The 12,589-nt window shown below is 67.8% G+C and carries 11 protein-coding genes and 1 pseudogene; 4 read left to right on the top strand and 8 right to left on the bottom strand.

What is annotated here, in order from left to right; translation table 11 throughout:
- The 5 genes and pseudogenes from KXJ60_RS14710 to KXJ60_RS14690 all read right to left on the bottom strand — a co-directional run.
- Positions 1 to 2,200: pseudogene (locus KXJ60_RS14710) on the bottom strand (hypothetical protein); the annotation flags it as partial.
- Positions 2,201 to 2,207: 7 nt separating this feature from the next.
- Positions 2,208 to 4,250 (bottom strand): BamA/TamA family outer membrane protein, encoded by a 2,043-nt coding sequence (locus KXJ60_RS14705; protein ID WP_291129437.1) that lies wholly within the window; start codon positions 4,248 to 4,250, stop codon positions 2,208 to 2,210.
- Between the two features lie 7 nt (positions 4,251 to 4,257).
- On the bottom strand, positions 4,258 to 5,445 hold the full coding sequence (locus KXJ60_RS14700) for a VWA domain-containing protein (protein ID WP_291129434.1): 1,188 nt from the start codon (positions 5,443 to 5,445) through the stop codon (positions 4,258 to 4,260).
- A 15-nt stretch (positions 5,446 to 5,460) separates the two neighbouring features.
- Positions 5,461 to 6,054 (bottom strand): GNAT family protein, encoded by a 594-nt coding sequence (locus KXJ60_RS14695; RefSeq protein WP_291129432.1) that lies wholly within the window; start codon positions 6,052 to 6,054, stop codon positions 5,461 to 5,463.
- A 9-nt stretch (positions 6,055 to 6,063) separates the two neighbouring features.
- Positions 6,064 to 6,906, bottom strand: coding sequence for a MoxR family ATPase (locus tag KXJ60_RS14690; RefSeq protein ID WP_291129423.1), 843 nt, complete (start codon positions 6,904 to 6,906; stop codon positions 6,064 to 6,066).
- Between the two features lie 238 nt (positions 6,907 to 7,144).
- Here KXJ60_RS14690 and KXJ60_RS14685 point away from each other — a divergent pair, with 238 nt between their 5' ends.
- Positions 7,145 to 7,747 carry a c-type cytochrome gene (locus KXJ60_RS14685; protein WP_291129445.1) on the top strand — a complete coding sequence of 201 codons (603 nt, stop codon included), beginning with the start codon at positions 7,145 to 7,147 and terminating at the stop codon, positions 7,745 to 7,747.
- 51 nt (positions 7,748 to 7,798) lie between these two features.
- On the opposite strand, the gene KXJ60_RS14680 is transcribed toward KXJ60_RS14685, so the two are convergent.
- A complete protein-coding gene (locus tag KXJ60_RS14680) occupies positions 7,799 to 8,233 on the bottom strand; it encodes a DUF1841 family protein (RefSeq protein WP_291129413.1) in 435 nt (144 codons plus the stop codon).
- A gap of 80 nt (positions 8,234 to 8,313) precedes the next feature.
- Here KXJ60_RS14680 and pcaF point away from each other — a divergent pair, with 80 nt between their 5' ends.
- Complete coding sequence (pcaF, locus tag KXJ60_RS14675; RefSeq protein WP_291129403.1) at positions 8,314 to 9,516, top strand: 3-oxoadipyl-CoA thiolase; 1,203 nt, start codon at positions 8,314 to 8,316, stop codon at positions 9,514 to 9,516.
- A 28-nt stretch (positions 9,517 to 9,544) separates the two neighbouring features.
- On the opposite strand, the gene KXJ60_RS14670 is transcribed toward pcaF, so the two are convergent.
- Both KXJ60_RS14670 and KXJ60_RS14665 read right to left on the bottom strand, forming a co-directional pair.
- Complete coding sequence (locus KXJ60_RS14670) at positions 9,545 to 10,183, bottom strand: trimeric intracellular cation channel family protein (RefSeq protein ID WP_291129400.1); 639 nt, start codon at positions 10,181 to 10,183, stop codon at positions 9,545 to 9,547.
- A 55-nt stretch (positions 10,184 to 10,238) separates the two neighbouring features.
- On the bottom strand, positions 10,239 to 11,270 hold the full coding sequence (locus KXJ60_RS14665) for an AraC family transcriptional regulator (protein WP_291129397.1): 1,032 nt from the start codon (positions 11,268 to 11,270) through the stop codon (positions 10,239 to 10,241).
- Positions 11,271 to 11,388: 118 nt separating this feature from the next.
- Between KXJ60_RS14665 and KXJ60_RS14660 the strand changes: the two genes are divergently transcribed.
- Both KXJ60_RS14660 and KXJ60_RS14655 read left to right on the top strand, forming a co-directional pair.
- Positions 11,389 to 11,790: a DUF4345 domain-containing protein gene (locus KXJ60_RS14660; protein WP_291129394.1), complete on the top strand. Its 402-nt coding sequence runs from the start codon at positions 11,389 to 11,391 to the stop codon at positions 11,788 to 11,790.
- A gap of 17 nt (positions 11,791 to 11,807) precedes the next feature.
- Positions 11,808 to 12,569, top strand: a complete 762-nt coding sequence (locus KXJ60_RS14655) for a sulfite exporter TauE/SafE family protein (RefSeq protein WP_291129391.1) — start codon at positions 11,808 to 11,810, stop codon at positions 12,567 to 12,569.
- Positions 12,570 to 12,589 lie beyond the last annotated feature (20 nt).

Here is a 12,589-nt window from a genome sequence, read left to right as displayed (position 1 = left end):
CGCCCTGCCATTGCAGGTTGAGCGCGGCGGCGCTCTCCAGCGTCCATTCCACCGTGCGGTCGGTGCGTGCGCTGTCGATGGCCTGCAGCTTAAGCCGGCCGAGTTCGAGGCGGCCGGTGTCCCAGTCGGGCTGGCGCGCCGTGCCCAGCTGCAGCACGCCCTGCGTGTCGAGCGTGGCGCGCCAGGGCGACTGCTCGACCTGCCCGGCCAGGCTCAAGGCCAGGCGCTCGGGCGGGCCGCTGGCCTGCAGCCTGAGGGCGCTGAGGTTGATCTGCTGCGTGGTCGTGGGGTTGGCGGCGTTGGCCGTGGCCACTTCGCGCGTGACGCGCAGGCGCGGCGCGTCCAGGCCCACCTGCAGGCGCGGCGCAGCGGCTGCGGCCGCGCCCGTGGCCGGCGCGGGATAGCCCAGGGCGCCGAGCCCGCCTTGCCACGCGGCGTTGAGGCGGGCGCTGCCTTCGACCTGCAGGCCGGGTTGTGCGTCGAGCGCCGTGCGGATCTGCGGGCCCACCACGGGCAGGGTCTGCAGGCTGCGCACCCAGCCGAGAACGCGGCTGGCGTCCGCCAGGTTCAGGTCGAGCTGGCCGTTGCCCGTGGCATGTGCGGCCTGGCCTTTCCAGGTGGTTTGTGCGCCGGGCACTTGCACCGACACGTCGCCGTCAAAGCTGCGCGCGCGGGTGTCGAACGTGCCCTTGGCGTCGAGGGTGGCGTCGGCGGCGCTCAGGCGGGCCGAGCGCAGTTCGAGCACGCCTTGTGTGGCGTCGTCTGCGCGCGGGCGCCAGCGGCCTTTCACGTCCACCTCGCGCAGCCGCACGCCGTCGAGCGCGCCGGCCTTGGGTTGCACGCCCGAGGGCTGCACGCGGGCGCCGATGTCGATGGACGCGCGCGCCGTGTCGGCGTCGACCGTGCGCGCGCTCACGGTGCCGTCGAGCGCGGCGGGCGCGATGCTGCTCCAGAGCTGGGCCGGGTTGAGGCGGGTGGCCTTGATCTCGCCCTGCCAGGCGCCCAGGGGCGAGGCCTGCGCGCCGGTGGCCGGTGCCCATTGGCCCTGGCCTTGCACGCGCCCGCTGCCCAGCTGAGCGTCCAGCCGCGAAAGTGTCCAGCGCGGGCCGCGTTGTTCCAGCGCGGCTTCCAGCCGGTCCAGCGGCAGGCGTTGCCGGTCGGCCGGGCCGCTGGCGGTGTTGGCCAGGCGCAGCTCGGCGCGCCAGGCGTCACCGTCGGGCTGCGCCTTCACGGTGCCGCTGAGCTGGGTCACGGGTGCTTGCGGCCAGAAGGCGGCGAGGTCGATGCGGTTCAGGGTGGCGTCGGCGGTGTCCACCGGCTGCGGGCGCCAGGGGCGCAGGCGGGCCTGTGCGTCGAGCGTGGGGGCATCGGCCGGGGCCGCGCTGCCCGCGGCTTTCACGCTGGCGGTGGCGTCCAGCGCCGCGTCGGTGGTGGCCAAGGTGCCCGTGATCCTGGCGATGGCTTCCAGCACCACGGCCTGTCCGCCCGGCACGGTGGTGGGCACCTCGCCGCTGGCGTCCACGCGCAGCGGCATGGGGGCTTGCGCGCCCAGCAGTGCCCGGAGCTGGTATTGCCCGCCGGCGACTTGTGCGCTCTCCAGATCGAACTGGTGCGCGTCGGCCACGCCGAGGTTCCAGGCGCGGTCGGCGGCGCGGTAGCGGTACTGGCCTTTGAGACCACTCACCGTGATGGGCGAGGCGCCCGCCATCACCAGCTCGCCAATGGACCAGGGCAGCGTCACCGGGAGCGGGAGCGTGATGGGTCGCAGGGGCTCGGGCGGCGCCGAGGGGGTGGGTGGGCGCTGGTCATCGATCTGCAGGCGGCCGATGTCGAGCTGCGAGAGCCGCACGCCGCGGCCGAGCAGCGCGTCGGCCCAGAACCAGGCGCTCAAACCCAGGCGCGTGTCGGTGGCCTGTACCGAGAGGCCGTCGCGCTGCCACTGCAGCCGCGCGATCTGGCCCCCGCGCAACAGGCTGCCCTGCACGCCGTCCACCGCCAGCGTGCCCGCTTCGGGGCCCTGTTTCGCCATGAACGACTGGCCCCAGCCCAGCGCCTGTGCCAGCGAACCGGGCGACGCCGCCCACAGGCCGAACCCGAGCAGCGTCAGCAACACCAGCGCAGCGAGCGCGCCGAACACCCAGCGCACGGCGCGGCCGATGCGCGAAGGCGGCGGGGCGGTGGTGTCGGGCGTGTCGCTCATGCCGGCGTCAGAACGTGAAGCCCACGTTCAGGTGGATGCGAAAGCGCCGCGTCTCCAGGCCGTAGGCCAGGTCGAGCTGCAGCGGCCCGACCGGGCTGTTGTAGCGGATGCCCGTGCCCACGCCCCACACGGGCTTGAGGTCGCCCGCCTTGTTGGCGATGGCACCGCCGTCGATGAAGAGCACGTTTTCCCAGTTGGAGCGCTGGTCGGCGTTCCAGATCGGGCGCTGCCATTCCAGGCTCACCACGGCCTTGTAGCGGCCCGGGCCAATGCTGCCGTCGGCGCGCGGCACGCCGATGTCGCGCAGGCCGTAGCCGCGCACCGTGTTGTCGCCGCCGGTGATGAAGAGCTGGGTGTCGGGAATCGGCGCCGAATCGCGAGCCACCACCGCGCCGCCCTCCACGCGCAGCGCCAGACGCCCCAGCTGCGTGCGCCGCGTGGGCGAGGTCACGTCGCGCGGCTGCCCGGGCACGGGGTCGGCCACCTGGGCGATCGCGCCCAGCGGCCAGTACGTGAGCCAGCGCGCCTGCGTGCGGCCAAACGGCAGGCGTGTGGTGCCGAGCGTGTAGCCGGCACCCAGTTCGACCGCGAGCCCGTAGCCGCGGTGCGGAAACACCAGGTCGTCAAAACGGCGCCGGGTCCACGCGTAGTTGGCGCTGATGGAGGACTTGGCTTCTTCTTGTGCTGTGGCGCTCACCAGGCTGCTGCTCACGCGGGCACGGTCGTACTGCAGGTAGAAGCTGCGGTCGTACTCCACGCCCAGCTGCGTCTGCCCTGCGCGCAAACGCTGGCTGCTGGTGGTGGTGAAGTCGTCGAGCTGTTTGGCCAGTTGTGCGCCAACGATCTTGCGCCAGCCATCGTTGTTGGGTGTGGAACTCCAGTCGGTGCTGGCCAGCTGGTCGATACGCTCGAGCTGCAGCTTGCTCACCGCACGCCAGCCGATGCCGGGCACGCTGTTGTGCGTGTGTTCGAGCGACAGGCGCGCACCGTTGTCGGTGCTGCCGCCCACACCGATCACCACCTTTTGCCGTTTGGCCTCGCGCAGCTGCACCATCACGGGCAAGGTGTCGCCATCGGTGGTGGGCTCCACGTACACAAACACCGAGTCGTAGTAGCCACTTTCAGCAATGCGGCGCTGCGCGTCCTGCAGCTTCTCCAGGTCGTAGTCGCTGCCCGGCGTCAGGCCCGAGAGGCGCACCAGCCGCTCGGCGGTCACCGCGTCGTAGCGCTCGGCGCCTTGCACCATCACGTCGCCCATGCGCATGGCCTTGCCGGAATCGAGCTCGATGTAGAGCCGCGCCTGGTGCGTTTGCGAGTCGATGTCGGCCAGGCTGTTCTGCACGCGGCCCGAGGGGTAGCGCTGCGCGATCAGGCGGCGCAGCGCGGCGGTCTTGGCGCTGTCCCAGTCGGCTTGCGAAAAAGGCAGGCCGGCAATCAGGCCGGCCTCGCGCTGGATCTCGGCGCGCTGCGCCTCGGCCTGTGGCGCGGTGGCGATGTCGCCCACGAAAGACACCGTGACCGAGGCCACCTGCGTGACCGGTCCCGGGTCGACCTTGACGGTGATGGTGCCCAGCGAAGGCGGCGGGGCGTTGCGGTTGACCGCGCCGGTATCGGCCGCCGCCTCGCCCAGGCCAGGCGGTGGCACGACCTCGACGCTGGGTGAGAAGTACCCCAGCGTGGCGAGCAGCTCGCGCAGGTTGGCCGGTGCCTGCGCGAGCAGGCGGCCGAGTTCGTTGGCGTCGAGGTTGCGCAGCTCGCGGTAGCGCTGCACTTCCATGTGCCGCAACAGGAAATCGCGCATGGCGTCGGGCGCCTGCATGTCGACCTCGAATCGCGGGCCTGCGGCGGGTCTCGCTGCGCGCGCACGGCGCGTCTCGGCGCTGCTGTCCGGCGCGTCGTTGGCGGTGTCGTCCGCGTCGGCCGCGCTGTCGGGCACATTGAGCACGGGGGCTGCAGACGTCTGCGCAACGGCACCCGGTGGCCACAGCAGCGCCACGCAAAAAACAGAGGGCCATGCCCAGAGGGCACGGCCCGGGAGAAAAGATTTCATTCGGCCGTTATTTCGAGAGCATGCGCATCGTGTCTTCGAGCCCCTTCAAGGTCAGCGGGAACATCCGCTGGCCCATCAGTTGCTGAATCACGCTGATGCTCTGTCGATACTGCCACACGCCTTGAGGTTCCGGATTGATCCACGCAAACTTGGGAAATGCGTGCGTGAGGCGCTGCAGCCACTCGGCGCCGGCCTCTTCGTTGTTGTATTCGACGCTGCCGCCCGGTTGCAGGATTTCGTAGGGGCTCATGGTCGCGTCGCCCACGAAGATCAGCTTGTAGTCCTTGTTGTACTTGCGGATGATGTCCCAGGTCGGGAACTTCTCCGCATAGCGGCGCCGGTTGTTCTTCCACATGAAGTCGTAGACGCAGTTGTGGAAGTAATAGAACTCCAGGTGCTTGAACTCACTCTTGACGGCCGAGAACAACTCCTCGACGCGCTGGATGTGTTCGTCCATGGTGCCGCCCACGTCCATGAGCAGCAGCACCTTCACATTGTTGTGCCGCTCCGGGATCATCTTGATGTCCAGGTAGCCGGCATTGGCGGCGGTGGCGCGGATGGTGTCGGGCAGGTCGAGCTCCAGGTCGTTGCCCTCCCGCGCGAACTTGCGCAGCCGGCGCAGGGCGACCTTGATGTTGCGCGTGCCCAGCTCCTGCGTGTCGTCGTAATCGCGGTAGCTACGCTGGTCCCACACCTTCACCGCGGTCTTGTTGCCGCCCTTGCCGCCAATGCGCACACCCTGCGGGTTCTGCCCGCCATTGCCAAAGGGCGAGGTGCCGCCGGTGCCGATCCACTTGCTGCCGCCCTCATGGCGCTCTTTCTGCTCTTCCAGCCGCTTCTTCAGCGTCTCCATGAGCTCGTCCCAGTCCATCTTGGGCGCGTTGGCCTTCTGCTCCTCGGACAGGATGCGTTCCATTTCCTGGCGCAGCCAGTCGGCCGGAATCGGCTTGGTGAAGTCCGCGATCATCTCCACGCCCTTGAAGTAGGCGGCGAAGGCGCGGTCGAACTTGTCGTAGTGCTTTTCGTCCTTCACCAGCGCGGTGCGCGCCAGGAAGTAGAAGTCGTCCATCGAACACGCCTCGGGGTTGCGCGGGCCCACCACATCGGCCTGCAAAGCCTCCAGCAGCATGAGGTACTCCTTGACGGAGACCGGCAGCTTGGCCGAACGCAAGGTGTAGAAGAAGTCGATCAGCATGGCGATCTCCCGGTTTCAGGCGCGCTGGGCCTGCAGGTACCGCAACTGTGCGTGGGCTTCGGGCCATTCGCCCGAGCGCATGCTGTACATCACGGTGTCGCGGATGGTGCCGTCGCGGCGCAAGGCGTGGCCGCGGATGACACCGTCCTTTTTCGCGCCCAGGCGCTCGATGGCCTTCTGCGACGCAAAGTTGTAGTTGTCCGTACGCCAGCCCACGACATGGCAGCCCAGGGTGTCAAAGGCATGGCCCATCATCAGCAGCTTGCAGGTGGTGTTGACGTGGGTCCGTTGAACGCTGCGCGCGTACCAGGTGTAGCCAATCTCGACGCGCTTCACGGCGGGCAGGATGTCGTGAAAGCTCGTGCTGCCCAGCACCTTGCCGCTGGCCTCGTCGGTCACGGCAAAGGCGAAGCGGTGGCCTTCTTCGCGCATCTTCAGCGCGGTCTCGATGTAGCCACGCGTCTCATGGGGTTCGGGCACCGAGGTGATGCGCAGTGTCCAGAGTTCACCGTCTGCCGCCGCGGTGCGCAGGCCGTCCTCGTGGTCGGGCGAGAGCGGCACCAGGGCGATGCCGTTGGCGCGCAGGGTGACAGGCTCCACAAAAGCCATGCCGCGCTTTCAGCGGTTGCGCTGGTTCATGAACACCAGCTTTTCAAACAGCGTGGTGTCCTGCTCGTTCTTCAGCAGCGCGCCCACCAGCGGCGGCACGCTCACCTTGCTGTCGGTGCTTTGCAGTGCTTCCAGCGGAATGTCTTCGGCCATCAGCAGCTTGAGCCAGTCCAGCAGTTCCGACGTGCTGGGCTTTTTCTTCAGGCCGGGCAGGTTGCGCACGTCGTAGAAGGTCTTCATGGCCGCCGCCAGCAGCTCCTTCTTGAGCTTGGGGAAGTGCACGTCGACGATGCGCTGCATGGTCTCGGCATCGGGGAACTTGATGTAGTGGAAGAAGCAGCGGCGCAGGAAGGCGTCGGGCAGTTCTTTTTCGTTGTTGGAGGTGATGAACACCAGCGGGCGGTGCTTGGCGCGGATCATCTCGTGCGTCTCGTAGCAGTAGAACTCCATGCGGTCGAGTTCGCGCAGCAAGTCGTTCGGAAACTCGATGTCGGCCTTGTCGATCTCGTCGATCAGCAGCGCCACCGGCTGGTCGGCCGTGAAGGCCTGCCAGAGCACGCCCTTGACGATGTAGTTGTGGATGTCTTTCACACGCTCGTCGCCCAGCTGCGAATCGCGCAGGCGGCTCACCGCGTCGTACTCGTACAGGCCCTGCTGCGCCTTGGTCGTGCTCTTGATGTGCCACTGCAGCAGGGGCAGCTTCAAGGCGCTGGCCACTTCCTCGGCCAGCATGGTCTTGCCGGTGCCGGGCTCGCCCTTGACGAGCAAGGGGCGCTTGAGGGTGATCGCCGCATTCACCGCCAGCATCAGGTCTTGCGTGGCGACGTAGTTTTCAGAGCCTTGAAATTTCATGGAACGCTTCGCTGGAAAGTGGGACAGTGGCCGCTGCAGTGCCGCGGCGCGGGTGGTCAGGGGCTGGACCGACAGGCGCCCGCCACCGGGGTGTTTCTGCGGTGAGCGGCCAGACCAGTCTATATAATCGGCGGTTGATTTTTATCAATGCCTCATTCATTGTGCTTGCAAAATGATCCAACTGTTGTCCACGATCGCCCGTACCCTTGTCGCCGCTGCGACGCTCTCCGCGGTGGCCATGGCCGCCCACGCCCAGGGCGTGACGGGTGACGTGCAGGCCGGTCAGAAAAAGGCCGAAATGTGCATCGGGTGCCACGGCATCCCCGGCTACCAGAACAGCTTTCCCGAAATCCACAAGGTGCCGATGATTTCGGGCCAATCGGACAAGTACATCGTGTCCGCGCTCACCGCCTACAAGAAGGGCGACCGCAAGCACCCCACCATGCGCGGCATCGCCGGCTCCCTGAGCGAGCAGGACATGGCGGATCTGGGCGCTTTCTACGCTTCCCAAGCAGGCAAAGCCGCACCCGATACCCCGCGCACCGCCAGCACCACGGCAGCCGCGCTGATTGAAAAGGGCGCTTGTGCTTCGTGCCACGGCGCCAACTTCAGCAAGCCAATCGATCCGAGCTACCCCAAGATCGGCGGCCAGCATGCCGATTACCTGTTCGTCGCACTCAAGTCGTACACCGTGGAAGGCAACAGCATGATCGGCCGCTCAAACGGCATCATGGCCGGCATCGCCAAGCAGTACACGCCCGCTGAAATGCGCGAGATCGCCAAGTACCTGTCCACGGTCGAAGGCGAACTCAAGGTGGTGCCCCAGTCGCGCTTCCGCTAAGCCGACGCCACCCCTGAAAAAAAGCCGCTCACCGAGCGGCTTTTTTTGTGGTCAGTCGCGGGTGGCGCGGCGGCGCACGGCGTCGATGTAGGCCTGCCCGTCGGGCGGGCGTCCTGCCCGCTGGCTTTCCCAGAGCATGGTGCCCAGGCACTCCATCACTTCGTGGTGCGCCTGGTGCAGGTCGCCGCGGCGCGCGGTCAGCAACTCCACCGCCTGGCGAATGCCGGGTGGCTGGTCAATGCTGCATTGCTCACTGATCGACAGGTGCATGGAGAGGTGCAAAAAGGGGCTGTCCTGACCGGTGCCCGGTTCGCCGAGGCGGGCGAGCGCGGCATCCACATCGGCCAGCTCGGCATGGTGTTCGGGGTGCTCGGTGATCCATTGGGCAGCGAGCATCTCGATGGCTTCCATGGGTTGCTGCAGCAACTGCTTGTGGTGCACCGCACAGAAGAAACGGCGCACATCGGCTTGGGTGGGATTGAACATGAGAAAGTGATTTTCGCGCACGCGACCCGCCCCTGCGCCGGGCTTGGTTACAGTCTCGGCTCGACCCGAGGAGCACCCCCATGACCCAAGCCTTCATCTGCGACGCGATTCGCACCCCCTTCGGCCGCTACGGCGGCGCCCTCTCCAGCGTGCGCACCGACGACCTCGGCGCCCTGCCCATCAAGGCGCTGATGCAGCGCAACCCCGGCGTGGACTGGGCCGCCGTGGCCGACGTGCTCTACGGCTGCGCCAACCAGGCGGGCGAAGACAACCGCAACGTCGCGCGCATGGCCGGCCTGCTCGCGGGCCTGCCCCTGGAGGTGCCCGGCGCCACCATCAACCGCCTGTGCGGCTCCGGGCTCGATGCCGTGGGCTCGGCCGCGCGCGCCATCAAGGCCGGCGAAGCCGGCCTCATGATCGCCGGCGGCGTGGAGAGCATGAGCCGCGCCCCGTTCGTCATGCCCAAGGCCGAGAGCGCCTTCAGCCGCGCCAACGCGGTGTACGACACCACCATCGGCTGGCGCTTCGTCAACAAGCTCATGAAGGCCCAGTACGGTGTGGATTCCATGCCCGAGACGGCCGAAAACGTGGCGGTGGACTACGGAATCGAGCGCGAGGCGCAGGACCGCATGGCCCTGGCCAGCCAGCAGAGGGCCGTGGCCGCGCAGAAAGCCGGCCACCTGGCGCGCGAGATCGTGCCGGTGACGATCCCGCAGAAGAAGGGCGATGCGCTCGTGGTGGCGCAGGACGAGCACCCACGCGAGACCAGCCTGGAAGCGCTGGCCAAGCTCAAGGGCGTGGTCAAGCCCGATGGCACGGTGACCGCGGGCAACGCCAGCGGCGTGAACGATGGCGCCTGCGCGCTGCTGCTGGCCGACGAGGCCACGGCAGCGAAGAACGGCCTGAGCCCCAAGGCGCGCATCGTGGGCATGGCCACGGCCGGCGTGGCGCCGCGCGTGATGGGCATCGGCCCGGCGCCGGCCACGCAGAAGGTGCTGGCGCTCACGGGCCTGAAGCTCGAACAACTCGACGTGATCGAGCTCAACGAGGCGTTTGCGGCCCAGGGCCTGGCGGTGCTGCGCCAGCTGGGGCTGAAGGACGACGACGAGCGCGTGAATGCCTGGGGCGGTGCCATCGCGCTGGGGCACCCGCTGGGGGCCAGCGGTGCGCGCCTGGCCACGACCGCCGTCAACCGCCTGCACGCCACCGGTGGCCGCTACGCGCTGTGCACCATGTGCATTGGCGTGGGCCAGGGCATTGCGCTGATCATCGAGCGGGTCTGAGCGCCATGGCCGCCGGATGCATGGCGGCTCACAGCCTCCATGCGGGCAGCTGCCAGTCGCGCCACAGCGCCAGCCCGCGCAGACCGGCGGTGAACACCACGCAGGCGACCAGCGCCACCCACCCTGGCGCTTCGAGCTGCCACAGCCCGACATACAGCCAGCCGCCGGCAAAGGCACACAGCGCGTAGGGCCGGTGGTCCTTGAAGGCGGTCGGGATCTCGTTGCAGACCACGTCGCGCAGCACACCACCGAAGACGCCGGTGATCAGCCCCATCAGCACGGCCACCAGTGCGGGCATCTCCAGCAGCAGCGCCTGGTGCACGCCAGTGGCGGTGAACAAGCCCAGCCCGAGCGCATCGGGCCACTGGATCGCGCGTTCGGTCAGCTTGAAGTGGCGCCCTCGCAGGAACGCCATGGCGAGCACGCACAGCCCCAGCACACCCCAGAGCATCTCGACGTGGCGCACCCAGAAGAAAGGCCGTTGATCCAGCAGCAGGTCGCGCACCGTGCCACCGCCGAAAGCGGCTAGGAAGCCGACCACCGCCACGCCCACGGCGTCCAGCCGCATGCGCGCGCCCATCAGGATGCCGGAGAGTGCGAAGGCCACGGTGGCGGCCAGCTCGACCAGCAGGCGCAGGGTTTCACCCCAGAACTGAATGTTGTTCATGCACCGATTTTCGCTGCATGCGCGGCGCGCACGCACCCTGCCAGGCGCGGCGAGATCACGGTGCGGTCGACGCTGCGCAGCGCTCGTGCCCGGACGTCAACCAGCGCTCGCGCCATAGGCCCGGTGCGGCGCCGAACCAGCGCACGCAGGCCTGGTGAAAGCCGCGTTCTTCATAGCCCAGGAAATACGCCACCTCCTTCAGCGACAGCCTGGGTTCCTGCAGCAGCTTTTGCGCGCGCCGCCGCAGGGCTTCGTCTTTCAGCGAGGCAAAAGAAACACCTTCTTGCTGAAGGCGGCGTTGCAGGCTGCGCGCGCTCAGCCCCAACTGGCTGGCGGCGCGCTCCAGGCTCGATGCCCCCAGCTCAACGAGCTGAGTCACGGAGCCCCTGACGCTGGCAGGGCGCTTGAGCATCGTGAGCTGCAGGTCGGCCTGCGCACGCACCGTCTGCAGGATCAGCGGGTGTGCATTGGGCAGCGCGTGCGCCACCAGATGCGGCGGGATGTCCAGCCAGTGGCAGGCTTGCCCGAACGCCACCGGACACCCGAAGTGGGCGCGGTAAGCCGCCTGAATATCGGGCGCTGGCGCTGGCGTTGCCAGGCCGATGGCCAGCCCCTCAGGCGCCTGCCCCAGCATGGCGCGCATGAATTGAACGGCATACGTCAGGTCCACCTCGTGCGCCAGACTCAGGGGGTGGCTGGACGGCGAGAGGGTGAGTCGCCAGCCGTTGCTGACGGGCGCCAGCGCCACCTGTTTGTCGCTGTCCACGACCAGACGCCAGTAGCCCGCGGCTTGCTGCAGTGCCTCGCCGAGCGTGCGTGCATTGAGCAAGAAAAATTCCACCATGCCCCATCGGCCGAGCCTGAAATGGCGCCCCAGGCGCAGGCCCAGCAGCGGGTCGGGGTCTTGCGTGCGCAGCGACGTCCAGATGTCGGCGAGCATCGAGAGCGGCACCCGGGCATCGCGGGCGTGCTCGCTGCCCAGCAACTGCAGCCACGTCGCAACCTCCAGGCCTTCGGCCTGCGCAGACCACAGCAGGTTTTGCGCGAAATCGGCTGACACCGTGTAGCTGGGGGCAAGCGCTGGCATGCGGCGGTTATACCCGAGCGCCTGGCGTGCGCCTGCTGTGAATTGGCACGCCAGTGCCGTGCGTTTCGCAGGGCTCATCGCTACATTGCAACGCATGTCTTCACACGAGTCACTGCCCATGAAAACCATGCCGGTTCCACTGCGTCCCAGTCAGCGCGTCGTACAGATCGGTCTGTTCCTGGTCGCCGCCATTGCCCTTGCGGGCGGCGCATTGCAATTGTTTCTTGGGCAGCCCGACACCACGCCGCGCCTGGACAACGTGCACCGTTTCATGGCCGGTGTGTATTTCGGCTCTGGCTTGATCGCGGGCTGGGCCGGGGCTACCGTGCGGCAGCAGGGCACGCTGGTGTACCTGATTGCCTTCACCGTGCTGAGCGCCGGCATCGGGCGGCTGGTGTCGATCAGCCAGGTGGGCCTGCCACAGCCTGCGGCGGTGTGGCTGGGTTACCTGGTGCCCGAATTGCTGCTGCCTTTCGTTCTTTTCATCGCCCAGCGGGCCGTGGGCAAGGGCTCCCGGTAGCAGCGACAATCGGCGGCTTGAACTTCCCGCTCATCACCGATCCCCTTTTCTATCTCGTCGCCATTCCTGCGGTGCTCTTGCTGGGCATCAGCAAGAGCGGCTTTGGCGCCGGCTTCGGCTCCCTGGCGGTGCCCATGATGGCCATGGCCGTGGCGGTGCCCCAGGCCGCCGCCATCCTCATGCCGGTGTTGTTGCTCATGGACTTGCTAGGCATGGCGGCCTTCCGCAAAAACGTCGACCGCCGCCTGCTCCTGTTCCTCCTGCCGGCCGGGCTGCTGGGGATCGTGGTGGGCGCACTCCTCTTCAAGCTGCTGGACGCACGGGTGGTGGCCGGCATCGTGGGTGGGTTCACGCTGGTCTTTCTTGCCCAGCGGATTTTGTTTCCGCCGCGGCCCGACAGTGCGCCGCCGCCTCGATGGGTGGGTGCCCTGCTCACCGTCACCTCGGGCTTCACCAGCTTCGTGGCGCACGCCGGCGGGCCCCCGCTCAATGCCTATGTGATCCCGCTGCGCATGGCGCCCGCCGTTTTCACCGGCACGCTGGCGTTCTTCTTTTTCTTCATCAACATGGCCAAGTGGGTGCCGTATGCCTGGCTGGGGCTGCTGGACCTGCGCAACATGGCGACTTCGTTGGCCTTGCTGCCTTTTGCGCCCATCGGCGTCTGGGTGGGGGTGCGCATTGCCAAGCGCATCAAGCCCGCGCTGTTCTACCGGCTGATTTACACCGGCATGTTCCTGACCGGCTGCAAACTGCTGTGGGATGCGCTGGCGATAACATAGGGCTCGATCCATCCCCTTCA

It is taken from the genome of Hydrogenophaga sp. (genome assembly GCF_019264445.1).
GTDB lineage: Bacteria > Pseudomonadota > Gammaproteobacteria > Burkholderiales > Burkholderiaceae_C > Hydrogenophaga.
Note: the sequence above shows the minus strand (reverse complement) of the source record. Positions and strands in the feature narration are given on the sequence as shown.

Excerpts from the sequence above, each read along its gene's own strand:
- KXJ60_RS14705 (WP_291129437.1), bottom strand. The coding sequence starts at position 4,250 with ATGAAATCTTTTCTCCCGGGCCGTGCCCTCTGGGCATGGCCCTCTGTT.
- KXJ60_RS14700 (WP_291129434.1), bottom strand. The coding sequence starts at position 5,445 with ATGCTGATCGACTTCTTCTACACCTTGCGTTCGGCCAAGCTGCCGGTC.
- KXJ60_RS14695 (WP_291129432.1), bottom strand. The coding sequence starts at position 6,054 with ATGGCTTTTGTGGAGCCTGTCACCCTGCGCGCCAACGGCATCGCCCTG.
- KXJ60_RS14690 (WP_291129423.1), bottom strand. The coding sequence starts at position 6,906 with ATGAAATTTCAAGGCTCTGAAAACTACGTCGCCACGCAAGACCTGATG.
- KXJ60_RS14685 (WP_291129445.1), top strand. The coding sequence starts at position 7,145 with ATGGCCGCCCACGCCCAGGGCGTGACGGGTGACGTGCAGGCCGGTCAG.
- KXJ60_RS14680 (WP_291129413.1), bottom strand. The coding sequence starts at position 8,233 with ATGTTCAATCCCACCCAAGCCGATGTGCGCCGTTTCTTCTGTGCGGTG.
- pcaF (WP_291129403.1), top strand. The coding sequence starts at position 8,314 with ATGACCCAAGCCTTCATCTGCGACGCGATTCGCACCCCCTTCGGCCGC.
- KXJ60_RS14670 (WP_291129400.1), bottom strand. The coding sequence starts at position 10,183 with ATGAACAACATTCAGTTCTGGGGTGAAACCCTGCGCCTGCTGGTCGAG.
- KXJ60_RS14665 (WP_291129397.1), bottom strand. The coding sequence starts at position 11,270 with ATGCCAGCGCTTGCCCCCAGCTACACGGTGTCAGCCGATTTCGCGCAA.
- KXJ60_RS14660 (WP_291129394.1), top strand. The coding sequence starts at position 11,389 with ATGAAAACCATGCCGGTTCCACTGCGTCCCAGTCAGCGCGTCGTACAG.